This is a genomic window from Pseudoalteromonas sp. S8-8 (assembly GCF_000497875.1).
Lineage (GTDB): Bacteria > Pseudomonadota > Gammaproteobacteria > Enterobacterales > Alteromonadaceae > Pseudoalteromonas > Pseudoalteromonas arctica.
Map to the genome: position 1 here is coordinate 99374 of NZ_AUTR01000039.1, position 26423 is coordinate 125796.

The window sequence follows — 26423 nt, forward strand, 5'->3', positions numbered from 1 at the left end:
TTATTTACCTGCCTTTGAATCTGGCTGAGGCTCTGAATTAAATGGATATAAAGAAAAGTGCTGACCGGCAATTTTTACGCGGGCTTTTTCATCGCTTTGAATTATTTTAATATCGCTGTCGCTGACTAATTTTTGATACAAAAATAGCATTTCGTCGGCATCGAGATTTGGGTAGCTTTCGTCTAAAAATTGCAGCAAGGGCTGCGGCTTTTTGCGTTTTTTATTAAAGCGCTTAGCAAAGCTGATTTTAACATCGTTGTAGTCAGGAATATTAGGCGTAACAAATGCAGGCACGTCTTGTTGATCGGGCAATTGGTACTCTTCGTGTTCAAATTCAACCAAGCTTGCCATGTAAGCCACAATATGGCGTTGCTGACCAAGCGAATATCGCTGCGCGTCGCTCACAAAATGTGGCTGTACAGCACTTAGCATGTTGTCTACGCCATTTTTGCGCACAAGCCCAAGTACTTTGGCTGCTTGGCGAGTAATTAAGTTATTACGGCGTAACTCTTCGCGTAGCGGCATAAGCATGTCGGCACTTTTACGTAAGCTTTCTCGACCCACTAAATGCATTTCGAGTATACGGGTACGTAATTGCTCCAGCATGCGTTTGTCGTTGTACGCTTTACCTGAGCGCTCAATGTGCAGTATTTGCTTACTTATTTGCTCTTCAATGAGGGTAAAACATGCATGAAATTCACCGCGAATATCAACCATTTCAAGCATTGGCTCTATGTATTCGTCAAACGCTTCTATTACCGCTTTATAACGCTTTTGCAGCGATTGCACCGCATTATTAGATTTAGCTTGTTCAACAATATTTAAAATAGCGTTTTCGTTGTGTGCGTATAGCTTCATTATTTTACGCACCCGATCATCCATAATGCGGCTGTAGCGGCGTAAATCGTCAAAGTCTTCTATTTCGCCAGCGTTATCTAGGCGGTTACCTAAACGTGCGAGGTCGTCGACTAATACGCTAATTTCTTGCGCTAAGCCTAAATGCTCTTCTTGCAGTAAAAACGTAGCAAAATCGGCAATGGCACGATTTATTTCAAGCTGAGAAGATTTAGCCAGTGGAATTAAAATATCTTGGTTTAACAAGCGATTTGTTTCTTTATAAATGCGTTCGTTTGACCACGTAGGCTGCTTTTGCTTAATCGCGTTTTGTACGTCTTTTAGGCTAAAGTCAGCCATTTTAAAACGTTTAAATAATAGCTCTAATACACCCCAATGTTCGGTTATGGTGTTTAGCAGCTTTTTAGCTGGGATCATAAGAGGTTACAACATCCTAGTATTTTATTATTGAGTTCTTTTAGAAGACTCATTATTACGTATTTTTAATTAACCTTGTCTGTATATAGTATTCGTTTTTAAGACCATTTAATAATAGTTTTTGCATAGAGGCAGTGCTAAAATTCGCGCCGAAAATAGGCACATGAAATGGAATGTTATTTGTGTGTTCTTTAAAACTATATCAAAGGTTGTTTAACTACCATGGTTTCCTCGATTATTCTAACCCTGATAGCGATTGCATTTTTACTGATCGTTATAGAAGATATAATCCATGTCAATAAAGCTAAAACCACGCTGTTTTTTGGTACGCTTTGCTGGATTCTTCTTTTTATATACCCTCTACACGGGCAAAGCCCCGATACGATTCAACACCTTTTAAATGAAAATATTTTAGAAATTGCCTCATTATGGCTGTTTTTAATGGCTGCAATGACCTTTGTAGCGTATTTAAATTCAAAGGGGTTTATAGAAAATATTGTGCATCGTGTTATGCCAAAAAGTATTAGCGAAAAAAAGCTCATGTTTTTGGTGGGTGGTTTTGCATTTTTGTTTTCGTCGATTTCAGACAACGTAACAGCTACGCTTATATCGCTTGCGGTTGTTATGTCGTTAAAACTTGAACCTAAAAAGCTCATTAAATACGCCACGCTTATTGTATTTGGTGTTAACTCAGGTGGGGTATCGCTAATAACAGGTGACGTAACCACACTAATGATATTTTTAGATGGCAAAGTAACCATTGCTCATTTATTACTACTTATAGCGCCAGCTCTTGCAAGCGTTATGCTGCTAGCTGCGTTACTGTCTATCGGTATGAAAGGGCGTGTTGAGTTTGCTGGTGCAGGTAAAACCCGCATTGAAAAAACCGACATTACCATCGCCGTTATATTTTTATCTACCGTAGTGAGCACACTTATGCTGAGTGTAGTTTACAGCGTACCGCCTTTATTAACCTTCTTGTTTGGCTTATCAGTGATGTTTTTAGTCGCGCAATTTTTAATGCGCAAAAAAGACATTAACAAAGACATAATCGATTTTGTTCGCGATATAGAATACGACACATTATTGTTTTTTGTAGGTGTACTTTTACTTGTAGGCGCACTTAAAGAAATTGGTATGTTGAGTAAATTTACCGACCTATACACGGTAATGGCACCTGAGTACGCAAACTACTTAATGGGCATATTATCAGCAGGGGTCGATAACGTACCGCTTACCGCTGCATTATTAAAAGCCGATATAGTAATGAGCCAACAACACTGGTTGTCGTTTACTTATGCAACGGGCGTGGGCGGTTCAATGCTTATCATTGGGTCTGCTGCGGGCATTATTGCCATGAGTAAAGTTAAAGCGCTTACCTTTATGAGTTACTTGCGTTTATCGCTGCATTTATTAATTTGTTACACGGTTGGATATGCGGGCTCGTATTACATGGGCAGTTTTATTTAACTCATAAATTATTAAATGCTTGACAGCTAGACGTCTAAACGATAACTTTCAAAGCCCCGCTACTTAGTGGGGTTTTGTTTTATTAGCCACTGGTTAATAAAGCATTCAGAAGAGGTGCGATACTTAGGTACTTAATGTTAGGCGACGAAAGCCGATGATCATTAAGGAGGGAAGTACTCGCCGAGGAAAATAATGGTACGTCGTCATTATTTTTCGGTTTATGGGGCTGAATCCTCAAAACTGTCACCAATATAGGTGGAGAGCTTCTGGCAGTGGACTTATCTTCAAGCATTCCTTTGCCAAGTTCTTCTTGTTTTATTGCGATTTGGATATCGCGAAAGGAGACTAAATGACTACCCAATCAGCGCCACAAACAGTGCCTCAAACAGAGTTAAGCGCAAAATCAGATTACATCGTTGCCAAATTTGGCGGAACCAGTGTTGCCAACTTTGAAGCGATGAGTCGCTGTAGCGAAATTATTGTTGCAGATAAAAGCGTACGTATTGTTGCCGTGAGCGCTAGTGCCGGCGTAACTAACCACTTAGTTGCACTGTGCAAACCAAGTATTACCTCAAGTGAGCGCCAAGAGCATATAAACGGCGTGCTTGCTATTCAACAAACTATTTTAGATGAGTTATCGCTAGATGCCGATTTAGCGGTTGGCTTTAACGAAACCCTAAAAGCATTTCAAACATTGGCTCAAGAGCCACTAACAACCGATCAGCAACACGACGAGCTACTTAGCTTTGGTGAGCGTTTATCGTCGTATTTGTTTGCTCAGGTACTGCGTTTACAAGGTTTAAACGCCGATCGCTTTGATGTGCGCAAGGTGCTTAAAACCGACAGCCAATTTGGTAAAGCAACGCCTAATGTTGCAGCCACAGCGCAAGCTGCTAAAGAACATTTAATCCCGTTATTAGACGCTCAAGTAATTGTGACTCAGGGCTTTATTGGCAGTGACGAATACGGCCAAACCACAACGCTTGGACGTGGTGGTTCTGACTATAGCGCTGCATTATTAGCTGAAGCAATTAACGCTAAAAGCGTGCATATTTGGACCGACGTAGTGGGTATTTTTAGCACCGACCCGCGTTTGTGCGCAAAAGCGACGCCAATTGCACGTTTAAGTTTTGACGAAGCCGCTGAAATGGCAACCTTTGGCGCAAAAGTATTGCACCCAGCAACTATTTTACCAGCGAGCCGTAGCCACATTAATGTATTTGTAGGCTCTAGCCGCGAGCCAGAGCGTGGCGGTACATGGATTGAGCGCGAAAAATCGCAGCAACCAGGTATACGCGCAGTAACGCAACGTAAAAACCAAATATTGCTTACGCTTAAAAGCCCAGAAATGCTCCTAGCAAGCGGCTTTTTAGCACGCGTATTTACACTATTAAGTGAATACAATATATCGGTAGATTTGGTAACCACATCAGAAATTAGCGTAGCTATAACCCTTGATAACGCGCAAAACGCCTCGCGTCCAGAGCTTGATCAAGAATGCCTAGATAAGCTTGCAGAGTTTTGCCATGTTTCGGTAGAAAACAACCTAACACTGGTGGCACTTATTGGCTCTGAGATTCAATTACGCCAACACGAAATGAACTTAATGAGTGTACTAAAAGACTTTAACATTCGATTAATTTGTCACGGTGCAAGTAAGCACAACTTGTGCTTTTTAGTAGAGCAAACTGAGTCAGATAACATAGTACAGTCTATTCATAGCCGTTTATTAGAAAATGATTTTGCTGCGTAAGTAATCGTTATTCAGGAAAATCACCTAGTAAAGTTACCTAGTAAAGTTACCTAGTAAAATTAACTAGTAAAGTCACTTAATAAAGTTACTTAACAAAGTCATTTAATAAAAAGCATCGCCAGTCGATGCTTTTTTTATGCACCACACTCACATCAAAACAAACATTGCTGTTACTACTATCAACTACAGTAACGTTATTACTGCTAGCACTCAGCTTTGCACTATGTAATTCGTCAAACACATTAGGGCTAAGTAATTTTGCAATAGGGCGGCTGGTGGCTTTAGCAAGTGACTCTTTTAATGTCCAAATTCTAAAAAACGTATCTGCTTGGGCTTCGGTATTAGTGGGCTTGGTGATAAGTGTAATTTCATCATTATGGTAAAAATGCTTAGCGAGCTTTTCAAACGGGCGCTTTAGGCTTACTTTTTCAATATCAAAACCAAACTCACTTTTATCAAGATTTAGCGCGACCCCAACTAAACCATGCGAGTGCGAAATACAGGTATTAATAACATCACCACTCACATGTATTTGCAGCTTTGAGCTTGCCTCGTCAAATTCGGTACTCATTTTATTAAGGGCTACGTGCGCATGTTGCGGCTGCGTTACTTTAATAAGGTGTTTTAACAATAACCGCGTAGCTAAATACTCTTGCTTAGCTGGCGGGCTTTTACGGCGGTTTATAATAGTTAATTCAAATGGGCTTAAGCAATCGGGCAAATTAAAGTCACTAAGCTCAAGTGTTTTAGCATTAAATAATAAAATACTGTTACTCGCTAAAGACAAGTTTGCCAATTGAGTTGAAGTAATACTCAAGGCATTTTTAAAATAGTGTTCAGTCATAAAAGCCCTAAAGCAAAAGAAGTCGCTGATATTGTGAGCGGTTAACGCCACTAACAAAGGCTGGGTACAATTTTATTACTCAGCTGGCATGAAATATGGTTTAATTCACAATAATCAAAATAATAACAGATTTGTAGATGTATGGCACAAGTGCGTGATGGGTTTCAAAGCCGACTTGGTTTTGTTTTAGCCGCTGCTGGCGCAGCAGTGGGTTTGGGTAATATTTGGGGTTTTCCTACGCAAGCGGCCAACCATGGTGGCGGTGCATTTTTACTGGTTTACTTTATTGTTATATTTTTACTTGCGCTTCCTGCGCTGTATACAGAACTTTATTTAGGTCACAAAGCACAAGCTAACCCTGTAAAAGCATTGGGCGATGCATGGCAAAACACTAGCCGTAAAGTAGGCGCAGCAGCAGGTTACATAGGCCTTGCGGGCGCAGTTGTTATGCTAAGTTTTTATTCAATAGTGGCAGGATGGATGCTTTCGTACGCTATTGAACCCATAACAACCTTTTTAGGTTTCACAGGCGCAAGCGAATTTTTACATAGCGACTCAGTGCTGCGTAATTTTGTATTTACGCCGCTTATGCTTATTTTAACAGCCAGTATTATTTTAAAAGGGGTTAAATCGGGAATCGAAACCTGGTCGCGCCGTTTAATGCCACTGTTACTTGTGCTGCTAGTTGGTTTAATTGCCTACATTGCAACACTCGATGGAGCAAGCGAAGGCTTTGCCGCGTATTTAATTCCTGATTTTAGCCAAATACTCGACCCTAATTTAATTATTGCTGCAATGGGGCAAGCGTTCTTTTCGCTCTCACTAGGTGTGGGTTGTATGATGATTTACGGCTCGTATTTACAGCCAGATGCTAATTTACCAAAGCTCACCGCAGGTGTTGCTTTACTCGATACCAGTGTCGCATTTTTAGCGGGCTTACTTATTATTCCTGCTATTTATGTGGCGCAGCACAACGGTGTAGAGGTATTTAGTGGCGGTAAACTGATTGGCGAAGGGCAACTTATTTTTGCTATTTTACCTGAGCTATTTAGCACCATGGGCGAAATTGGCTTATTAGTTGGTTTATTGTTTTTTGTATTAATGTCTATTGCATCGGTTACGTCAACAATATCGACGACTGAAATTCCGGTAGCGTTTTTAGTCGAAAACCACAACGTTAGCCGCACCAAAGCAACCTGGGCCGTTAGCGGCGTTGTACTTGTGTGTGCAAGCGCAATTATACTAAATTTTGATTGGTTATTTGGCTTAGTTATTATGCTATTTACTCAATACCAATTACCGCTTATGGGTTTATTTTACTTTATTACAGTAGGGTGGATGTGGCAGCGTGGTAATAAATTACATCAAGCAACAACAGGCGTACATTACTGGTTTGCTCAGTATATTCGTTTTGTTTGCCCAATATTAATGACCTTGGTATTTGCAAACGTTGCCTTTGGTTAATTTTATCTAAGCCCTAAAATAAATTAATAAAGCGAAGTGAGTTTAAAACGTACTTCGCTTTTTTTGTGCCTAAAATTTAGGTATAGCCAAGAACTTTATAAAACCTCATTAGTCAGAGGCCTACCTTCATTTACTTCAAGCGCGTTAAGTAGGGTTGTGTTTGCTATTTCGGTGAGTGCTTCTTGGGTAAAAAAGCCCTGATGGCCTGTTACTAAAACATTTTTAAAGCTCACTAAGCGCGAAAATATATCGTCTTGATTTATTTCGTCGCTGTGGTTTTTAAAAAACAGCTCCGACTCTTGCTCGTAAACGTCGAGCCCTAAGTACCCTAATTTTTTAGTTTTAAGTGCATTAATGCACGCTTTGCTGTTAAGCAGTGCCCCGCGAGAGGTGTTAATAAGCATAACGCCGGTTTTCATTTTGTTAAATGCCTCGTCATTTATTAAATGATGAGTTTGCTCCGTTAAAGGGCAATGCAAAGAAATCACATCGCTTTGGCTAAGTAAGGTGTCTATATCGGTAATTGTATAATTGCCAGGTTGTGCGTATGGGTCGCACACTAATACTTTAGCGCCAAAGCCATTTAAAATGTTGCACAGCGCAAGGCCAATTTTACCGCAACCTACAATACCCACGGTTTTATTGTGCAAGTTAAAGCCTAGTAATCCGTTTAAATCAAAATTGTCTTCGCGTACGCGGTTATACGCTTTATGGGTTTTACGGCTAAGCGTTAGCATAAGTGCAATACAATGCTCGGCTACGGCCTCAGGGCTGTAAGCAGGAACACGTAATACTTTAATTTTATGTGCTTTTGCTGCAGGTAAATCAACGTTATTAAATCCTGCACAACGCAGCAAAATAGTATTTATGCCTTGGCTTGCCAGTTGTTCAATAACCGTGGTGTTTACGGTGTCGTTAACAAATACACATATGGCATCAAACCCGTTTGCTAAAATAGCCGTTTGTTCGCTCAGGGCTTGCTCAAAATACGTTATTTTTATATCACGGTGATCGCGTGTACTTTGTTCAAAAAAAGGCAGTTCGTACTTTTGAGTACTAAAAAAAGCAATGTTCATGGTAATAGCCTCGACGCTTAAGGAGTATTATTTATTACTAATACAATAAACTACTTTATAAACCTGTGCTTTAGTAACGCGCATTTTATTGATTTAAATTAAGCCTTAAGCGGAGCCTTACTTGAGGTAAACAAAGGTATTTTTGACGATACTTTTTTACCACCTCTAGCAGCGCTTAACTTTGCGGCTTGCAGTAGGTTGCTTTCTATTACTTGTTTAAGTGTTTCGGGCTTAGTACGTGGTGCATAGCGTGCAACAAGTTGCCCTTGTGAGTTAATTAAAAACTTAGTGAAATTCCACTTAATTGCACGATTTTGCGAAATACCTCGCGTATGCGATTTTAAATAATTAAACAATGGATGTGTTTCTGGCCCATTTACCATTAGCTTACCAAATACCTCAAATGAGGTATTAAATTGATCTTGGTAAAAGTCTTTAATGGCTAAATTATCAAGTGGCTCATTTTGGCCAAACTGGTTACATGGAAACGCAAGCACAGTAAAACCATTGCTTTTGTATTGCTGATAGAGCTTTTCGAGTGCGTTTAATTGCACCGAAAAATTACACTTACTCGCTGTATTAACAATAAGGACGGTTTTGCCCTGTAACTGGCTAAGAGGAAAATTTTCGCTGTTAAAAAGTGGTGCATTAAATTGATAAATACTATCCATAGGTTACCTACTTACCTTTCCCGCTAAGGAAATTTTATAAAGACTTTCATTCGCTTTTTTATCGACCGGTTGACATAATCGAGGTCTAGTTTCTAAGTTATCAGTTTAATAGGTCATTTTTATGTCAATGAAAGTCGCATTTATAGGTTTAGGCGTAATGGGTTACCCAATGGCGGGGCATTTAGCAAAAGCAGGATACAGCGTATGCGTGTATAACCGTACTCAAGCTAAAGCACAAGCGTGGACTGCAGAACATTCAGGAAGCCTTGCACCCACCCCGCGCGAAGCTGCCAACAATGCCGACATCGTATTTATGTGTGTTGGTAACGATGACGATTTACGCTCAGTAGTGTATGGCGACGACGGCGTGTTAGCGGGTATGTTACCGCACACTGTTTTGGTTGATCACACCACAACCTCTGCCGAAGTAGCACGTGAAGTGGCTGCAAAAGCGGCTCTGCAAAATATCGACTTTATAGATGCGCCTGTATCGGGCGGACAAGCTGGCGCCGAAAACGGCGTATTAACGGTTATGGCGGGTGGTAGTGAAGCTGTATTTGCTAAAGTGCAGCCAGTTATGGCGGCGTTTAGTCGTTTTAGCCAATTGTTAGGCGGCGTTGGCTCGGGACAACTTTGTAAAATGGTTAATCAAATTTGTATTGCTGGTGTAGTGCAAGGTTTAGCCGAAGGCTTACATTTTGCCAAGCAAGCTGGGCTTGATGGTGAAAAAGTTATAGAAACCATTTCTAAAGGTGCAGCCGGTTCGTGGCAAATGGAAAACCGCTACAAAACAATGTGGGCAGGTGAATATGAGTTTGGCTTTGCCGTAGATTGGATGCGCAAAGATTTAGGTATTGCACTCGATGAAGCTAAAAACAACGGCGCTACTTTACCAATGACCGCAACGGTCGATCAATATTACGCCGATGTACAAGCACTCGGCGGTGGCAGATACGACACCTCAAGCTTACTAGCACGCATTGAAGCGCTGCATAAAAAGTAACGCTGTAGACGCGAAGCTTGCTTGCGTGACGGGCAAAGCCCGTAAAGTAATTTATTCACAAAGAGGTTATGAGGCGCTGCGCTTTTAGAGGAAGTAATAGATCTAAAAAAGATTGTTTTTTATGTCTTCTCATTTACTCCTCATTCGCTTCTCTTTGTGAAATAGATTTTTATTTAAGTAATTAAAAGCTGTGCTTTTCACGTGAGCAAGCTCAACGTTTACCCCAAAGTGTCGATATGAATTTTACTTGTAGACGCGAAGCTTGCTTGCGTGACGGGCTCACAAAGAGGTTTAGAGGCGCTGCGCTTTTAGAGGAAGTAATAGATCTAAAAAATTATTGTTTTTATGTCTTCTCATTTACTCCTCATTCGCTTCTCTTTGTGAAATAGATTTTGCTTTGTTTGAAGTGGTACAGATATTTATAAACAAAAACGCGACGCTTTATTGCTAAAGCGTCGCGTTTTTAATGCGTTATACAAACAAAATTACATGCTTTGTGCGTAGTTATACAGCGCCTTTAAAATTGTAAGATTTTTTTCGCTGTCGTCATGTTCATGCGCTAGGTTTTCAAGGGTGATCATAAAATCTTGCGCGTTAATCGATGGTTGATCTTCGCCGTGCATTAGCTTGTTTTGGCAATACTGGCGCCATTGATCAAGCTCTTGCTGGTTTAGCGTTTCAGGCCAGTTACGGGCGCGGTATCTAAACAACAACGTATTAAACTTTTTATCTTCAAAGTCTAACTTCAACCCAGCCAATTCATCTGGTTTTGCATCACGAATAATCGCAAATTTAGCTTTATCAGCATGGCTTGTAAACCCATCGTAAAGTAAGTAGTCAACGTTAGTTGTTGCGCTGTAATCACCTTGCTCGTTAAACACTTCCGTTACTTTATCGCGAAGGTCGGTATTGGCTTTTAAAATAGCTAAGTTAGCTAAGCACTGCTCGCGATCAATCCCAAGGCGGGCGGCATTTTCAGGTAATAACGTTTTAGCTGGGGCTAAAATAGGGCACTTGTTTAAATGCACTAGTTTTAAGCCAACAGGTAAATCGTCCTCGGCTAAATCTACACGTTTGGTGTATAAACGTTTGCGTAACTCTTCTACGTTTAAATCAATGAGTACTTGCGGATTTTGGGTTAAATCAAAACAAATAACCGCGTTTTTATTAACCGGATGAAAGCTCATTGGTGCAACCCAGCTTGTACAGCCTTGTGTTGCAGGTATGCGCGATGTGGTATGCACCAGCGGCGTCATGTTAAATACATCAACCAATTCAGCAAGGGCTTTTTTATTACGCAGCCCAAAAAAGAAGTTATATAGCTTTGGCTGTTTTTCTTTTATTAGTTTAGCCAATGCAATAGTGGCGGTTACATCGCTTAGTGCGTCATGCGCAGCGGCGTGTTCAATACCATTGGCTACCGTTAAATGCTCTAGCTTAAAGCTTGGGCTTCCGTCTTCTTTTAACGGCCATTCAATGCCTTCAGGGCGCAGCGCATAACAAGCACGTACTAAATCAATAATATCCCAGCGACTATTATTATTTTTATATTCGCGCTCGTATGGGTCGTAAAAATTACGGTAAAAGCTATAACGGCTTACTTCGTCATCAAACCGAATGCTGTTGTAACCGGCAACACAGGTGTTTGGCACACTAAACTCAGCATGAATTTTTGCTATAAACTCAGCTTCAACTAAGCCTTTTTTCATCGCCACTTGTGGCGTAATACCCGTAATTAAACATGCCTCAGGGTGAGGTAAGTAATCCGCTTGCGGCTTACAATATTCAATAAGCGGCTCGCCAATTATATTTAAATCAAGATCGGTACGAATACCCGCAAATTGGCTCGGCTTATCCTTTTGAGGGCTCGCCCCCCAAGTCTCGTAGTCGTGCCAATAGATTGTTGCTTGATTTTGCTCTTGATATGCCATGCTGAAAACCCTGAGTAGTTAACTTAAAATCGCCTAAATGCGCGCCAAGTTACTAAAATAATGAATTATTTAGATTATGGCATATGGGCGAGGGAGTTTATAGGTTTGGGAGATAAATGATGTGTTATTGGAGGCTGATTAACTGTAAAGTCAATTTTTTAACTTTACAGTTAATCAGAGCAATTTATCAATACAATTGCTCGTTTATTTATTGCAGAATTATTTCTATGTTTATTAACTGGAAACTAATGTTTTACTCTTTCAAATAATGGTTTCCACTGATTGTTACCTCTTCCTGATGAATGCAAAACGGGTAAAGAGTTGTTAGGGCAGTTTCTAGAAAATACAACTAATAAGCCTTGTTCTTCATATCCTAAAGGTCGTTGTTTATCTATTTCGCTGCCTAATCTCATGCAAAGCTCTTTGGCTTGGAGCATCTCTTCATTATTTTCCCAAATTGTATTATGTTCATTAAAAGCATAGTGTGTGTTAGAGATTGTTTCACATACGATTAGGTCAGAATTTTCATCTAGATCTGTTAATACTTTACGTACTTTATCTTCCCCTTTGGTTGTTGCACATACAACACCAAGGAGAATAGTAGTATTAGCGTCATGCAACACTGAGCCATTCCTTTGATAAAAACTTTTGATATTTTCAGATAAGCTTGTTCCACTACCTATAAAATCATCAACAATTAATATTGTTGATATTTCCTCTGGAACGGCTAATTTTTTTTGTAAAATATGATCAATTTCAGTAATGTCTTTAACACATGTAGAGCTAATTAAATTCTCTTCTGCATAACAGGCTGCGAATTGAGAGCCACTTTTACCAGCACCATCTACGTAAGTAATCCATATATCTTTTCTGCGCTGGGACTTACTTTTTTGGACTACGACGTCTAGCTTCCTACGGACTTTATTGTGTAGATCTTTCAATGAACTTCTTATTTCAGATTCTTTATAGAACCTGGTATGTTTAAGTAACTTAAATAAGAGCCTTTGATGTATGTGACTAGGCACTTGTGAAAGCCAGTCTCTAATTATGTGATTAGAGAATTTAATTCCTCTGTAATCAGGCCATAAATCTAATAGACTATGAATTTCTTCATCCTGAATATAAGCATCATCTTCTTCTATTTGTCTTCTTTCTGCTAATTCGTCACCTAATTTATCAGCGATTAAGCTATTAAATCCATGGTTAACAAGCCATCGCTCAAAAAGAGGTATTATTATTTTATATTCACTATTTAATTCTTCCATAATTCCGCGACGGCAAAAATCGCTTAAAATGGGTAAAATCTCCGCTTCTTGGATTTGTCCAGAATACACTTGGCTCTTAATATGCTCTACATTAGCATCTAAGTTTAATCTTTTCGCTCTTGCGTATCCTACCAGTACCCTACATCGTTTAATTGTAATGATCTCAATTTCATCTAAATCACTAGAAATACCATCTCGCCAGAAGTGTTGAAAAGCATTCACATCTAACTCAGGAATAAGTTTTAGAATCGCTGTTTCCACTTCCGCGTCAGATATTTCAGAGTCTTTAGAGATCACCGCATTATCAAATACTTTTGAGCATATTTGTTTTGTAAAATATGGATGACCATTAGAATAGTAATAAATTCTTCTAATGGCATTGTCTAGCCAAGTAATACTTTCTCCAATATTAGCTTTAATTAGAGCTTCATAATCTTGCCATTCAGTTTCTTGATTAAATTTATCAATTGGCTCTCGTGTAAACTTATTTAGTTTTTCACCTTGTGATGACATAACAAATGACATCCTTTCTGCGCCAATGAGGCAAAAACAAATATTTCTTTTCCTACTTATTGCACGTAAATTTAAGAAAAATGTTTCAGCTATCTCACTGTATCGATATAAATCTTGGTTAATTTCATCAAATTCATCGATAATTATTAAAAACCGCTTTTTAGGGGCAAATCTTTCTAACTGGGTAACTAATCTAGATATAGGGGCTAAAGATCCATTCATTTCTTTCGCTTCCCATTTCGCCTCAATGGGTAAATGTTGAGATAAGAACTCCTCAATTTCATGACCTAAAGCATTTACAGTTTCGACTGCAGATGGGTATTTAAAATCCCCGCATTCAATATTTAGAACAAAACAATCATTATGTGATTTTATAATTTCTTCTTCATATGCCTTAGCTAATGAGCTTTTACCAACTCGGCGTTGACCTGTTATATAACTAGATTGCATTTTACCTGCAGCAATTAGTGAAAATAGGCGAGCAATTTTATCTTTTCTACCGTAAAAATCATTACCCATAGCAATATCTAAATTATATGGACTGATGTCTCTGATCGTTTGCCAATCAATATTAGACGATTGAGAACCTACTCTTACAGTCAATGTATACATTTCTTCTGATGACTGACCAATCACATTCCAAGTGATTAATATTTCGAAAAATATTTCCTTTTGAGGTTCAGTTAATAAAAAAGAAAGTGGAATAACAAAATCTCCCATGGAAACACTTCCAAGATCTATCTCTTCATTTATTAATTCTGCATTAGTGCAGCTTATATGGGCAATGACTCTATCTGCCATTCCAGGTCCAACATTGTGGACTGGAATTACGAGCCTTATTTCCTCATTTACTTTGTGAAGTGGGTATTTTTTATCTAATGTGAATTCATTTCCTTTTCTACTATTAATTTCACATTTAAATTGCTCATAAGCTTTTTCAGCTTCACTTTGTATAATTTCATCAATTGAACATAAAAAAGGTCTAAAATAATTTATTGTAATAATTGTAGGATACAAATCACAATATTGAATTTCATCTGAAATCAGATCTCTTAAGTCTTTCAAACGCCGTGTGAAATTGTTGTTATTAGTTTTTGAGAACTCCAGAACTTGAGTTAATACCGCTTCTACTGATGCTCTAATTCTAGAGTAATCATAAGAAGCGAAATAAGATTTTACAGTGTTATCACCAAGAGCTTTTAATATTAATTGCTTTTCAGCGGATATGGTTTCTATTTTCGCATGAACATTTAATAAGCATTTTAGTTTTTCACAGCAGAAATCATGGACTTCATATAATTTATCCAACTTGAGATAGGTCTGATCTTGTCTATTTATGTCAAAACGTTTGTAAAAATCGGATAATTTTGGTTCTATCAAAGATATAATTTTAGCGTCTGCATTATTCCCACTCGTTTGTTTTGGAAAAAAATGTGGGACAGCTGTTAACCTTAAAATTAAAATAGATATATGTCTTAAACTAGCACTTGCACCATTGTCTGAAATCTCTTGAATTGTTTCAACTAATGTCAGAGATGTGTCTAAATTAACTGCGGAGTATTCTTGCAGTATAGATCTGACGCCTAGTCTTGCTAGTTTTAAACTATCATCAGTTGACGTTGCGGTTATGCTATTTATTATTCTTTCTACAGCTAGTGTAGCCTCAAAGTCATTCAATTTAATATCCCTTTTAAATGTCACTCAGTTCTTTTTATTTAATACAACTACAATCGATGACCATATATTATTTCTTATTTAGATTCAATTGTTTACTAAATTTAGTATAGATACGGACTTTTATTTATTGTTAGACTAAAGTCTATAGGTTAGATTTATTCACTTATTAGGTTTGTTTTAATCGTTTGTCGGTTTTGTGTTAATTCTCTAAAGTTCAGTTGTCGGCAACAAGCACGGCTTAACCAACAGGACTACGACCATGAAACTTACTCTTATCAAAACTATCGCTCTTAGCTCACTACTTACATGTTCAGCTGCTGCAATGGCTGAGCAAAGTGATTACAAATTAATGGTTATTGAAACTGCAACAGCGCCACAGCCACTTGAGCAATCATTTAATAGCTGCGCACTGAATGTTAAGTCAAAAAATTACGCTGAGGCTGAAGCAATTTGTACTAAAGCAATCGCACTTTTAAAAGACGCAGATGGCCCTAAATTTAAAGTACGCCAACTTACATCGTTTGCATTAAGCAACCGTGGTGTTGCACGTTTAAAAGCGAATAACGACACTGCAGGCCTTGCTGATTTATACGAAGCAAACCAAATGTCTACAAGTACAATGGTATCGCACAATTTAACTCGCGCTAAAGAAGATCTTTCTTTATAAGTATTTTATAAATGCTTTTATAAAGTGCTTACCAAAATCATGTTATAAAATAGCGAGAGTAAAAAAACCCATGTTAGGTTAATTCCTAACATGGTTTTTTTTGTTTTATTTAACGCGTAAGTTAATACCTTAAATACGTTAATAGAGTAGGGTGTGTATTTATAATTAATATTTTGGGTATGCTTGTTTAGGCTACGCGAATATAATGCGAGATAACCGTATAAAAAATAATAACCCTTCTGCTTTGCTTATTTTGAGTAAGGCATCATTAAATAAATATTGAGATTTAAACCATGGCACCAGGAACCAGCCTAAGCGTACTTGAAATAAGTGCGATATTTTTATCAATTACCGCGTTACTCACCTATGTAAACCATCGCTTTATTGGCTTGCCAACAACCATTGGCGTTATGGTTATTTCGATGCTTTTATCTATCGGCGCTATATTTTTGGGCTTTTTAGGGTTTGATGATCTTATAGATTACGAAGTGAGCTTGCTCGATCAGTTAGATTTTACTGAAGTTTTGCTCGATGGCATGCTCTCTATGCTGCTTTTTGCTGGGGCGCTACATGTAAATGTTAGCGATTTAAGGCGCTATAAATTGCCAATAGGTATTTTGGCCTGTGTTGGTACGTTGCTATCAACGGTTATTATTGCTGGTGCGCTTTATTTAGTACTTCCTTTGCTTGGTTTTGATTTAGCGTTTATTTGGTGTTTACTATTTGGCGCATTAATTTCGCCAACTGATCCTATTGCGGTAATGGGAATTTTACAATCTGCGGGTGCGCCTAAAAGTATTGAAACCGTGATTGCGGGTGAATCGTTGTTTAACGATGGTATCGGCGTGGTTATTTTTGTGCTTTTATTGGGTGTTTTATCAAGTGGTGATATTCCTACAACCTATTATGTAGCGCACACGCTGGCGGTTGAAGCCGGTGGCGGTATTGTTTTTGGTTTGGTATTAGGTGGTATTTTATATTACTTACTCAAAAGTATTGATAGTTACCAAGAAGAAGTACTACTTACTTTAGCGGGTGTTATTGGTGGTTATGCACTTGCAAGCCATTGGCATTTGTCGGGCCCACTTGCAATGGTAATGATGGGGCTAATGGTGGGCAATCATGGTCGTAGTATGGCTATGAGCGACAAAACACGCCATTACGTTGATTTATTTTGGGAGCTGATTGACGAAATTTTAAATGCCATTTTATTTGTACTCATAGGGCTTGAAGTCGTCATGATTGCATTTTCGAGTAATTTATTTATTGCTGGTGGCTTAACAATTTTAATCGCGTTACTCGCACGTTTAATTGTTGTGGGTATAACAACCACTACATTTAATAAGCAATTAGAGTTGCCATCTGGCGCGTGGAAAGTTTTAACCTGGGGTGGCTTGCGTGGTGGTATTTCGGTTGCACTGGTATTGCAATTACCTGATGGGAACGAGCGCGATATTTTGTTGGCTCTTACTTATGCGGTTGTGGTGTTTTCTATTTTAATTCAGGGTTTGAGTATTGGTAAAGTAGCCAAAACTATCCGTTAAATATAAATTGGTTAGATCAAACCTGTTAAATGTAATTTTTTAAAAAGCGTGTGAAATAGCTGTATCTCACACGCTTTTTATTTTTCTTATAAAACAAAAGGGAGTTAAAACGTAAAACTGAGCTACACACCGCTGTAAATATGTTCTTGTGCTTCCCAGTAGTCGCCATCTATTTGGCGTGCTCGAGTAAATACTTCTATTTTAAATGGCTTAAAGTGATAACCCGCACCTATACCTGCGTAACCGTCTATGTCGTTGTTCGATTTTTCTATTTGGTAGGTGTTATCGCCCCTATCGTTTTTAAAGGCGAGTTCGAACAGATCTAAGCCAAGCTCGGCGTATATAAAAAAGTCATTGAAATAACCAAGCTTCATGCCATTGTCCCACGTTATAAATTCTTCTTGCTCGCCTTGTTTATTATCGATTACTGCCGCGCCAATTGCGCTTGTAAAAACAACACCAAAGTTACTGTAATTTTGCTTAACCATCATTTCTACACCTGTAGATGTAATGCTGCTATCGCCATTGAATTCTGACTTTATAAACATACCGGTGTTAGGCATGTTGTTACCGAGCAAAAGCCTTGCGTTAGCATTTTGGCTAAATGATAAAAGCGTGCTTAATAAAACAAAAAGAGGAAGTATGTGTTTCAAAAAAGTTAACCCATTAATGATGAAAAGTTACCAGAGCCGTAATTATAAATACATAACTTAGTATTGCATGTAATTAAATGTATAAATTTGTTTGATTGTTACTCAGCTATGCAAAAGCAAGGTGCTTAAAATAAAACCGATTAAATAAAAGCATAAATAATTATATGCATTTTAAAATGCAAAGTAGCGATTTTAGGCACGTAAGATAGTGCGTAAGTTATTTAAATATATAGAAAAAGTTTAAACGTATTAGACTAAGGTCTATAGGTTAATTTTTCTCACTTATTAGGTTTGTTTTAATCGTTTGTCGGGGTTGTGGTAATTCACTAAAGTTCAGTTGTCGGCAACAAGCACGGCTTAACTAATCAGGAATATGACCATGAAACTTACACTTATCAAAACTATCGCTCTTAGCTCACTATTAACATGTTCAGCTGCTGCAATGGCTGATCAAAGTGATTACAAATTAATGGTTATTGAAACTGCAACAGCGCCACAGCCACTTGAGCAATCATTTAATAGCTGCGCACTGAATGTTAAGTCAAAAAATTATGCGCAAGCGGAAGAAATTTGTACTAAAGCAATCGCACTTTTAAAAGACGCAGATGGCCCTAAATTTAAAGTACGCCAACTTACGTCATTCGCATTAAGCAACCGTGGTGTTGCACGTTTAAAAGCGCATAACGACACAGCTGCACTTGCTGATTTATACGAGGCATCAAAATTGTCTAACAGCTCAATGGTATCGCACAACTTAACTCGCGCTAAAGAAGAGTTATCGTTATAAAAAACCTTTATAACGCGTTTTATAAAGTACTTACTAAAGCATGATATAAAATAGCGAGAGTAAAAAAGCCGATGTTGGGTTAAACCCCAACATCGGCTTTTTCGTGTTTATAGCATTGATAAAATGCATTACATACATCATCACAATATAAAAGTAACACTCCTCATATAACGCCCAGCATCCCTTGTGTTTTAAATCTGTGCACTTATAGCCTCGCTTAGAATTAATTGATGATTAATTCTCATGGTGACCTATCAAAAAAGTAGTTTGTTTGTTGCTGAAATGTTAAGCAGAATTTGAGAGCTAATTTTAATAAATAATAAATGTGGTTAATAATTATTAGTCATATTTAATATACCGAAAAACATCTGTTTTTATTAGCATTATTGCTTTTACGCGGTTGGTTTTAACGTGTGATTAGGCTTACTTTTTAATGGAATTATTGTTTTTTTTGTAATTGTATTATTGCCTGTTTACGTGAATACAAAGCTAAAAGTAATAAAAAAACGAGTAATGCTACACATAATAAAACATCAACACGGCACACAAGGACACACAATGAGAGCTTTTAAACTATCGGCTTTAGCCGTTGCTATGGGGGTTGTTACCTGTAGTGCTAATGCAAGCGATGATCTAGACACAGTTAAACAGCAATTAAGCGAATTACAGCAACAGGTTGAAAATTTACAGCTTAAGCTTGCAAACGCCAATAAAAATGAAATAAATGCCATAAAACGCAATACTGAAAAACTATCAAATAGTGGCGAGGCGCAAGATGTTGTAGCTGAGCAAAAAGCAGGAGGAATAAAAGTAGGTGGGGCTGTTCGTACTAACTACAGTTATACGTCGTACGAGGATGGCAGTAAAAACAGAGGTGGGGATTTTGATTTTGATATTTTTAGGATAAATTTTACAGGCGATGTAGGCGGTGTAAAACTAAATGCCGAGATCCGTTTTTTTGATTATATGACCGCAGTTAAATATGCTTATGCAGCATATGATTTTGCTGACATTTGGCAAGTACAAGCCGGTATTACAAAGGTACCATTTGGTAATTGGCCTTATAATTCGCACAGCTATTTTTTTAGTACTAATTACTACATTGGGCTCGAGGATGACCACGATTTAGGGGTGATATTTAAACGTAAAATAGCAGATAATTGGCAGCTTGATTTAGGCTTTTTTAAAAATGATGAGCTAGGTGGCATAGATGGCTATGTTGATAACCGTAGTGATCGTTATTCATATGATGTAGTGGGTTTTAGGGGCGCACAGGAGGGGACATACGCAGAGCTTGATAATCCACTTGCTGAATATAATACATTTTCCGCGCGTTATGGCTATCATATTGAACACGATAAAGGGAAGACTGAGGTTGGCTTTTCTGCTTTAAGTGGTGGATTACATGATGGTGTAGACAGAGCGGGTGATTATTATGCGTGGGCAGTGCATGTGAATAGTAATTTAGGGCCGTGGAATTTACAGTTTCAACATGGCGAATACAATTACGATATAGAAAACGCAAACACCATGGCTGTAGGTGCGTACTCGTTTTATGACAGTATTGCTGCTGAGGCGACTACAACCAATGCAAATATTGCTTACAACTTACCTGTAAAATGGGGGCCTGTAACCGCTTTGCAGTTTTATAATGATTACGGAGTAATTTACGATAAATCTGATAGCAGTGCAGATACTTGGATGAACGTAACAGGGTTTTCAGTTGCTGCCGGTGGATTGTTCACCTATTTTGACTTAGTACACGCTAAAAACCAGCCGTTTGTTGGTGGCTCAATTGCTGGTGACAGCGATGAAACTGAGCGCCGTTTTAATATTAATATTGGTTATTATTTTTAAAAAAGAAGAGCATAAGCTTTGCTTGAAATAAGTTTATGCTCTTATATTACTTTTTATAATCGGTTACAGTGAATTAGTCTATTTGAGATGATAGGTTGCTGGCAATCGACTTGGTAGAAAAACTCAAGCGAACAATGAGTTGACCACAACAATTACCTGCAAATTACTCACCTTAATTTATACCTTATAAACGTGTATGTATTCTCAAATTGGTTGGTCAGTCGTTTCTATTGAGTAGAGACAAAGTAGGAAGCTATATGAAAATTAATCCGTTACCGCCGTTAAATAGTTTAGTGGCATTTGAAGCGTCTGCACGACATTCAAGCTTCACTATTGCTGCAAAAGAGTTAAATGTGACGCAAGGGGCAATTAGCCGTCAAATTCGACAATTAGAAGAGTACTTAGGTAAGGCTATTTTTATTAGAGCAAGCCGAAGTATTCATTTAACACCAACGGGGCTTCAATATTATCAGGCAATCAGCCGCTCTTTAGTTGATATTGCAGATATAACTGGGCAAGTTAAAAAATGGCAAGGTGATAAAAAAATAACTGTAGCAACAACAAATGCCATGGCTTCGTTATGGTTGTTACCTAAAGTCGCCGAGTTTCAAAATTTACACGATGATATTGATTTGCGTATTTTAGCCTCCGATAACGAGGTTGATTTAAACCGCTTGGAGTGTGATCTCGCTTTATTTTACTGCAGAACCCAACCTGCCAATATGAATATAACAACGTTGTTTTGCGAAGAAGTTTTTCCGGTGTGTAGCCCTTCTTATTTAGAAAAAATAGGCAGTCCAACTAAACCGGAAGATATTTTTACTAAAACAATTTTACACCTAGATGAAACACAAATGGGCTGGGTTAACTGGGAAGAGTGGTTTGCGGGTGTTGGGCTTGAGCAACTTGAGCCAAGAAACCGTATAAATATTAATAACTACCCAATGCTTTTACAAGCTTCAATTAACGGTCAAGGCATTGCATTAGCGTGGGGGTCACTAGTTGATGAATACTTACAAAGTGGAGTATTGATCCGGCCAACAGAACATGTACTTACTACAGGTTCTAAGTTTTCTATGATAGAACCTAATAATCGTGGTCGTATGCCAACAAGCGTTAAGCACTTTAGAGAATGGTTGTTACAACAAATTCCAGATGAGGTAGGTGAACGAGGACTCGTTTAATTACCCTCTGTTGTAAGGTTAGAATTTGGCGTTTAGATTCTGATATTTAATAGTATGAATGCGCTGCCTTAGAAGCAAACCTAAGAGCAGCGCGTATTTTTTGATCATTTAGCAGATTAGTTGATTGTATTAGTATGCTTTATTGGTTCATCGAGTTGATCTTTACCAGGGCGAACATGTTGTGGAAGCATTGCCCAAGGTTTTGGCTCGCGTCGAATGCTATAAAATAGCGTTACACCCATCATTAAAATAAAAATCGAGATAGGAAAACCAATAATAATGGAGGCAAATTTAATTGCTTGTAATCCACCTGCATAAATTAATACCCATGAAATTACTGCAATTGCAACTCCCCATAAGACACGTATAGATTTAGGTGGTTCTGTATCGCCTGCGGCATCAAGTATGCACAGGACTAACGTTCCTGAATCTGCAGAGGTGATAAAGTAAGTTGCGAGCAATATACACGCTAGAATACTGAGTATCGTCCCTAATAAACCTTCATCTAAGTTATTAAATAATGTAAACAGTGCGCGCGTGCTATCTTCTTTTGTGGCCTTAAGGACTGTTCCACCTATAAATACATCTTGCTTAATTACTTGCTCTGAATTGCTTACTTGAGCTGCAACGTTATTTTGTTCAAAGGCGTTTCGCTCGTCTTGCTCTATTTTTAATGCACTGCCACCAAATACAGATAACCAAAGAAATGCAATGGCTGTCGGTGCTATCAGTGCACCGCCTATAAGTTCACGAATTGTGCGACCTTTAGATATACGGGCAATAAACATGCCTACAAATGGCGCCCAGGTCATCCACCATGGCCAGTAAAAGCTAGTCCACGAACTTTGCCAATTGGTGTCTTTTTGTGTGTCGGTCCATAATCCCATTTGCACAATATTTTGAAGATAGTTACCAGTGCTTTCGAAAAAAATATTAAAGATGTATCGAGTAGGTCCAATCGCTAAAACAATTAATACTAATAATAGAGAAAGCAGCATATTCCACTGCGATAATAAACGAATACCTCGGCCAACCCCTGAAAGCACTGAGCCAACAGCGATGGTACATAAAGTAACAATTAAAATAGTTTGTGTTGTTAGGCTTATATCAATACCAAAAGTTTGTTGTAATCCGGAGTTTATTTGTATAACACCGAGGCTTAAAGTTTGGGCTATACCAAAGGCAGTTACAGCAACGGTAATAATATCGGCAATATGACCAATTGGGCCGTAAATACGTTCCCCTACGATAGGATATAAAATAGATCTAAAAGTGAATGGTAGGCCTTTACGATAAGAAAAGTAAGAAAGGGCTAGTGCGACAATAACAAAAAGTGACCATGGATGAAGACCCCAATGATAAAAAGTTAGCTGCATTGACATTGAGGCTGATTCGTCGGTTAACCCTTCGGTAAATGGATTATCTGCGTAATGCCACATAGGCTCTGCGACTGACCAAAAAACTAAACCTATTCCCATCCCGCCTGAAAACAACATTGAAATCCAAGCCCAAAAACTAAATTCGGGCTTGTCGTTATCGTTTTCGCTTAATCTAATATGGCCATAACGACTAACCATAAGATAAATCAAAAAGGCGACCACGAGCGAAACTAAGCCAATAGAAAACCACTTCATATTATAAAGTAAGAAAGTAGCGAGAGTTTCAAAGTAGTGACCTGCTTTATTAGCGAGTATCACAATAAATAAAATGAAGGCGATTAAAATTACTTTGGAAGCAATGGTAACCGTGGGGTTGAGTCCCTTAAAAATTCCGGACTTAGCTCTTATTGTGGAGTGTGTCATGTGTTGTCCTGTGAGTGTGTGTTTTTATTGCTTTTTGTTAAATAGTGTTTGAAAACTAGAAAATTTACCACCTCATTACAAATTATAAATTCTCATCAATCCATGAGTTTTAGTTATACATGAGATTTAGTGCTATTACTCTAAAGCCTTTTCAGGTGTTAAGTTCAACAATTATGCATGATAAAAACTCATCGATAGGTAGCGCAAAAATCGTTTGTTTAGTGCGCTGTTGTTAATCAAAATCAAGTCAGTTGATAACAAAATGTAGTTATGACCTGAGAGTTTAATTTAAATAAAAACGCTTAATTTGTTTTTCTTAAATTAAAAGTTAGGACTTATCTTTCATCACACACACCGTTTGGAGAAATAGCATGAGCAATGTAAAACAAAAAATAATCCCTATTCAGCAGATTGATCGTGTACTTAATCCTATTCATGAGGCCACAGGGATGCCTAATGAGGCTTATACCAATCCAGAGTATTTTAAATTTGAACGCGATCAGGTTTTTGGCAGCACATGGGTCTGTGTTGGTTTCGCTTCTGATTTGACAAAAAATGGTTACGTAAAGCCAATTAACTTTATGGATTTACCACTTTTACTAATGAAAAACCGCCAAGGCGATGTGCAGGTTTTTCATAATGTATGTAGTCACCGAGGCATGAAGCTGATTCATGAAGAGGGTGAAGTACAAGGCATGATCCGCTGCCCTTATCATTCTTGGACATACGATCTGGACGGTAACTTAAAGGGGACTCCTCATATTGGTGGTATTGCAAAGCATAAAGACGAGCGCTTTAAGTGTGAAAATCATGGGTTAAAAGCACTGCGCTCAGCCATTTGGATGGATATGGTTTTTGTTAACTTGTCGGGCGATGCTGCAAGTTTTGAAGAGCACATTGCACCGCTTGAAAAACGTTGGGAACAATTTATTGGTAATGACGGTTTAGATTTATTGCGTCGCGTAAATATGAGCGGACACATTGAAATAGAAGTAAATAGTAACTGGAAACTAACAATAGAAAACTTTTGTGAAGCCTACCACTTACCTTGGATACACCCCGCTTTAAATAGTTACTCTAAGTTAGAAGATCATTATAACATTATGTTTAATGAGCATTTCTCTGGTCAGGGTAGCTTAGCGTATAACCTTTCTGATACCGCCGGTACACACTTACCTAAATTCCCTAACTGGCCTGAGGACAAGTTACGTCAAGCCGAATATATTGCGCTATTTCCTAATGTTTTAATTGGCATTCAAGCCGACCATGCATTTGCGATGATGATTGACCCGGTAAATACCGATAAAACAGTTGAGCGATTACGCATTTTTTATGTGGGTGACGAGGCAATGAAAGATGAATATGCGGCATGTAGAACGTCGACCGTTGAGTCTTGGCGCGTGGTATTTAGCGAAGACATTATTGCGGTTGAAGGCATGCAGCAAGGACGTTACTCTCCTGGATTTGGTGGTGGTGCTTTTTCTCCGGAAATGGACAAGCCAACTCACTTTTTTCAAACATGGTTAGCAAAACAAGTTAAATCGGCGACGGAGCAAGAGTGATGGCACATTACCTTAATTATATAGGCGGTCAATGGCTTAATGCTGATACCCATATAGATGTAATTAATCCTGCATCTGGGCAGTTATACGCAACAATTGCCAGTGCGACGATTAACGATGCAGATAAAGCGATGGCAGCGGCTAGACAATGCGTTAATAGCGGCGAGTTAAACGATATACGCCCTGCGATGCGCACACACTGGATGCTCAATGCGGCGCAAGCAATAAGAGATATTGCTGATGAAGGGGCGCTCGAGCTATGTCGCGAAAATGGTAAATCTTTGCAAGATGCTAAAGACGAATTTTTAGAATCGGCTCGCTATTTTGAATACTACGCAGGTATGGCGGATAAACTCGAAGGTACCTCTATTCCGCTTGGTAAAGACTACATTGATTTTACTCAATATGTGCCTATGGGTGTATCGGTTCAAATAGTGCCTTGGAATTTTCCAGTGTCTATTTGTGCACGCTCTTTAGCCCCGGCGCTTGCTGCAGGTAATGCCGTAGTTATTAAATCCCCTGAAATATCACCAGTAGGCATGGTGTATTTAATTAGGGCACTTGAAAACTGTGGTTTTCCTAAGGGATCAATAAACTTACTTTGCGGAAAAGGCTCAGTTATAGGTAACCATTTAGTTGAACACGCTGAAGTAAATCAAATTGTTTTTACGGGTTCAGTGCCTACAGGGCAGCATATTCTTAAAGCATCTGCTGCGAGAGCAACACCTTCAGTAATGGAATTAGGCGGTAAATCTGCCGCTATTGTTTTACATGATGCTGACTTACAAAACGTTGTAAGTAGTGTACGCAGCGGGATATTTTTTAATGCTGGACAAGTTTGCTCTGCTATGTCGCGTTTATTAGTACATAAAAGCCGTTATACAGAAGTGAAAGACGCAGTGGTAAAAATGGCTGAAAGCTTATTGATTGGCTCTGGCGAAGAGCAGGCTGATTTAACGCCTGTTGTCTCAAAAGCGCAGCAAATCAGTGTTATGGCAATGATCGAGCAAGCTAAAAAAGAAGGCGCAAAAATCATCACCGGTGGCTATATACCTGATATGCCTGGCTACTTTGTAGCACCAACCATAATTGAAGCAACGCCAGAAATGACAATAGCGCAAGAAGAAGTATTTGGCCCTGTACTTGTTGTTATGCCGTTTGATACAGACACTGAAGCTGTTGCTATTGCTAATGGAACCGACTTTGGTTTAGTTGCGGGTGTGTTTGGTGAGGGCTTAAACCATGTATTTAATGTTGCTCAGCAACTTAGAGGTGGCCAAGTGTTTGTTAATGAATGGTTTGCCGGTGGTATTGAAACCCCTTTTGGTGGTGTGGGCTTGTCTGGCTTTGGGCGAGAAAAAGGCCAAGAAGCAATTTATAGCTATGTTCAAACCCGCAATATTGCGATTCGTTTGCATCATTAAAACA

General features: G+C 38.6%; 19 protein-coding genes and 1 riboswitch. Of the genes, 11 read left to right on the forward strand and 8 right to left on the reverse strand.

Going from position 1 to position 26423, the window contains the following annotated elements; all coding sequences use genetic code 11:
* Complete coding sequence (locus L659_RS0113310; protein ID WP_007581902.1) at positions 1-1272, reverse strand: hypothetical protein; 1272 nt, start codon at positions 1270-1272, stop codon at positions 1-3.
* A gap of 222 nt (positions 1273-1494) precedes the next feature.
* Between L659_RS0113310 and nhaD the strand changes: the two genes are divergently transcribed.
* On the forward strand, positions 1495-2742 hold the full coding sequence (gene nhaD, locus L659_RS0113315; protein WP_007375803.1) for a sodium:proton antiporter NhaD: 1248 nt from the start codon (positions 1495-1497) through the stop codon (positions 2740-2742).
* Between the two features lie 101 nt (positions 2743-2843).
* A riboswitch (Lysine riboswitch) is annotated at positions 2844-3016 on the forward strand.
* A gap of 75 nt (positions 3017-3091) precedes the next feature.
* Positions 3092-4495, forward strand: coding sequence for a lysine-sensitive aspartokinase 3 (gene lysC, locus L659_RS0113320; RefSeq protein WP_024590860.1), 1404 nt, complete (start codon positions 3092-3094; stop codon positions 4493-4495).
* An 85-nt stretch (positions 4496-4580) separates the two neighbouring features.
* Here the strand turns inward: lysC and L659_RS0113325 are convergent, their stop codons facing one another.
* Positions 4581-5339, reverse strand: coding sequence for a 4'-phosphopantetheinyl transferase family protein (locus tag L659_RS0113325; protein WP_024590861.1), 759 nt, complete (start codon positions 5337-5339; stop codon positions 4581-4583).
* Between the two features lie 141 nt (positions 5340-5480).
* Here L659_RS0113325 and L659_RS0113330 point away from each other — a divergent pair, with 141 nt between their 5' ends.
* Positions 5481-6803, forward strand: coding sequence for a sodium-dependent transporter (locus L659_RS0113330; RefSeq protein WP_024590862.1), 1323 nt, complete (start codon positions 5481-5483; stop codon positions 6801-6803).
* 95 nt (positions 6804-6898) lie between these two features.
* Here the strand turns inward: L659_RS0113330 and L659_RS0113335 are convergent, their stop codons facing one another.
* Together L659_RS0113335 and L659_RS0113340 are read right to left on the reverse strand one after the other, a co-directional pair.
* The gene (locus L659_RS0113335) at positions 6899-7879 is read right to left on the reverse strand and encodes a 2-hydroxyacid dehydrogenase (protein WP_024590863.1); all 981 of its coding nucleotides are present in this window, start codon (positions 7877-7879) and stop codon (positions 6899-6901) included.
* A 98-nt stretch (positions 7880-7977) separates the two neighbouring features.
* A complete protein-coding gene (locus L659_RS0113340) occupies positions 7978-8550 on the reverse strand; it encodes a glutathione peroxidase (RefSeq protein ID WP_024590864.1) in 573 nt (190 codons plus the stop codon).
* 121 nt (positions 8551-8671) lie between these two features.
* Between L659_RS0113340 and L659_RS0113345 the strand changes: the two genes are divergently transcribed.
* Entirely contained in the window at positions 8672-9553 is an 882-nt protein-coding gene (locus L659_RS0113345; RefSeq protein WP_024590865.1) for an NAD(P)-dependent oxidoreductase, read from the forward strand.
* Positions 9554-10038: 485 nt separating this feature from the next.
* On the opposite strand, the gene sbcB is transcribed toward L659_RS0113345, so the two are convergent.
* Positions 10039-11484, reverse strand: coding sequence for an exodeoxyribonuclease I (sbcB, locus tag L659_RS0113350; protein WP_002963201.1), 1446 nt, complete (start codon positions 11482-11484; stop codon positions 10039-10041).
* Between the two features lie 245 nt (positions 11485-11729).
* A complete protein-coding gene (locus tag L659_RS0113355; RefSeq protein ID WP_024590866.1) occupies positions 11730-14939 on the reverse strand; it encodes a phosphoribosyltransferase-like protein in 3210 nt (1069 codons plus the stop codon).
* Positions 14940-15198: 259 nt separating this feature from the next.
* Here L659_RS0113355 and L659_RS0113360 point away from each other — a divergent pair, with 259 nt between their 5' ends.
* Together L659_RS0113360 and L659_RS0113365 are read left to right on the forward strand one after the other, a co-directional pair.
* Positions 15199-15606, forward strand: coding sequence for a hypothetical protein (locus tag L659_RS0113360; protein WP_024590867.1), 408 nt, complete (start codon positions 15199-15201; stop codon positions 15604-15606).
* A gap of 293 nt (positions 15607-15899) precedes the next feature.
* Positions 15900-17150, forward strand: coding sequence for a cation:proton antiporter (locus tag L659_RS0113365; protein ID WP_024590868.1), 1251 nt, complete (start codon positions 15900-15902; stop codon positions 17148-17150).
* Between the two features lie 122 nt (positions 17151-17272).
* Here the strand turns inward: L659_RS0113365 and L659_RS0113370 are convergent, their stop codons facing one another.
* On the reverse strand, positions 17273-17803 hold the full coding sequence (locus L659_RS0113370) for a hypothetical protein (protein ID WP_029769897.1): 531 nt from the start codon (positions 17801-17803) through the stop codon (positions 17273-17275).
* A 379-nt stretch (positions 17804-18182) separates the two neighbouring features.
* On the opposite strand from L659_RS0113370, the gene L659_RS0113375 reads away from it, so the two are divergent.
* From L659_RS0113375 to L659_RS0113385, 3 genes are all read left to right on the forward strand, one after another.
* Positions 18183-18590 carry a hypothetical protein gene (locus tag L659_RS0113375; protein ID WP_024590869.1) on the forward strand — a complete coding sequence of 136 codons (408 nt, stop codon included), beginning with the start codon at positions 18183-18185 and terminating at the stop codon, positions 18588-18590.
* Positions 18591-19148: 558 nt separating this feature from the next.
* Positions 19149-20447, forward strand: coding sequence for a porin (locus L659_RS0113380; RefSeq protein ID WP_010553489.1), 1299 nt, complete (start codon positions 19149-19151; stop codon positions 20445-20447).
* 257 nt (positions 20448-20704) lie between these two features.
* On the forward strand, positions 20705-21631 hold the full coding sequence (locus tag L659_RS0113385; RefSeq protein ID WP_010553490.1) for a LysR substrate-binding domain-containing protein: 927 nt from the start codon (positions 20705-20707) through the stop codon (positions 21629-21631).
* Between the two features lie 116 nt (positions 21632-21747).
* Here the strand turns inward: L659_RS0113385 and L659_RS0113390 are convergent, their stop codons facing one another.
* Positions 21748-23433, reverse strand: coding sequence for a BCCT family transporter (locus tag L659_RS0113390; RefSeq protein WP_196812472.1), 1686 nt, complete (start codon positions 23431-23433; stop codon positions 21748-21750).
* 371 nt (positions 23434-23804) lie between these two features.
* Between L659_RS0113390 and L659_RS0113395 the strand changes: the two genes are divergently transcribed.
* Together L659_RS0113395 and L659_RS0113400 are read left to right on the forward strand one after the other, a co-directional pair.
* Complete coding sequence (locus tag L659_RS0113395) at positions 23805-24995, forward strand: aromatic ring-hydroxylating oxygenase subunit alpha (RefSeq protein WP_010553492.1); 1191 nt, start codon at positions 23805-23807, stop codon at positions 24993-24995.
* Positions 24995-26419 carry an aldehyde dehydrogenase family protein gene (locus tag L659_RS0113400; protein ID WP_024590871.1) on the forward strand — a complete coding sequence of 475 codons (1425 nt, stop codon included), beginning with the start codon at positions 24995-24997 and terminating at the stop codon, positions 26417-26419. The genes L659_RS0113395 and L659_RS0113400 overlap by 1 nt, the downstream gene beginning before the upstream one ends.
* The last annotated feature ends 4 nt before the right edge of the window (positions 26420-26423 follow it).

Excerpts from the sequence above, each read along its gene's own strand:
- L659_RS0113310 (WP_007581902.1), bottom strand. The coding sequence starts at position 1,272 with ATGATCCCAGCTAAAAAGCTGCTAAACACCATAACCGAACATTGGGGT.
- nhaD (WP_007375803.1), top strand. The coding sequence starts at position 1,495 with ATGGTTTCCTCGATTATTCTAACCCTGATAGCGATTGCATTTTTACTG.
- lysC (WP_024590860.1), top strand. The coding sequence starts at position 3,092 with ATGACTACCCAATCAGCGCCACAAACAGTGCCTCAAACAGAGTTAAGC.
- L659_RS0113325 (WP_024590861.1), bottom strand. The coding sequence starts at position 5,339 with ATGACTGAACACTATTTTAAAAATGCCTTGAGTATTACTTCAACTCAA.
- L659_RS0113330 (WP_024590862.1), top strand. The coding sequence starts at position 5,481 with ATGGCACAAGTGCGTGATGGGTTTCAAAGCCGACTTGGTTTTGTTTTA.
- L659_RS0113335 (WP_024590863.1), bottom strand. The coding sequence starts at position 7,879 with ATGAACATTGCTTTTTTTAGTACTCAAAAGTACGAACTGCCTTTTTTT.
- L659_RS0113340 (WP_024590864.1), bottom strand. The coding sequence starts at position 8,550 with ATGGATAGTATTTATCAATTTAATGCACCACTTTTTAACAGCGAAAAT.
- L659_RS0113345 (WP_024590865.1), top strand. The coding sequence starts at position 8,672 with ATGTCAATGAAAGTCGCATTTATAGGTTTAGGCGTAATGGGTTACCCA.
- sbcB (WP_002963201.1), bottom strand. The coding sequence starts at position 11,484 with ATGGCATATCAAGAGCAAAATCAAGCAACAATCTATTGGCACGACTAC.
- L659_RS0113360 (WP_024590867.1), top strand. The coding sequence starts at position 15,199 with ATGAAACTTACTCTTATCAAAACTATCGCTCTTAGCTCACTACTTACA.
- L659_RS0113365 (WP_024590868.1), top strand. The coding sequence starts at position 15,900 with ATGGCACCAGGAACCAGCCTAAGCGTACTTGAAATAAGTGCGATATTT.
- L659_RS0113375 (WP_024590869.1), top strand. The coding sequence starts at position 18,183 with ATGAAACTTACACTTATCAAAACTATCGCTCTTAGCTCACTATTAACA.
- L659_RS0113380 (WP_010553489.1), top strand. The coding sequence starts at position 19,149 with ATGAGAGCTTTTAAACTATCGGCTTTAGCCGTTGCTATGGGGGTTGTT.
- L659_RS0113385 (WP_010553490.1), top strand. The coding sequence starts at position 20,705 with ATGAAAATTAATCCGTTACCGCCGTTAAATAGTTTAGTGGCATTTGAA.
- L659_RS0113390 (WP_196812472.1), bottom strand. The coding sequence starts at position 23,433 with ATGACACACTCCACAATAAGAGCTAAGTCCGGAATTTTTAAGGGACTC.
- L659_RS0113395 (WP_010553492.1), top strand. The coding sequence starts at position 23,805 with ATGAGCAATGTAAAACAAAAAATAATCCCTATTCAGCAGATTGATCGT.
- L659_RS0113400 (WP_024590871.1), top strand. The coding sequence starts at position 24,995 with ATGGCACATTACCTTAATTATATAGGCGGTCAATGGCTTAATGCTGAT.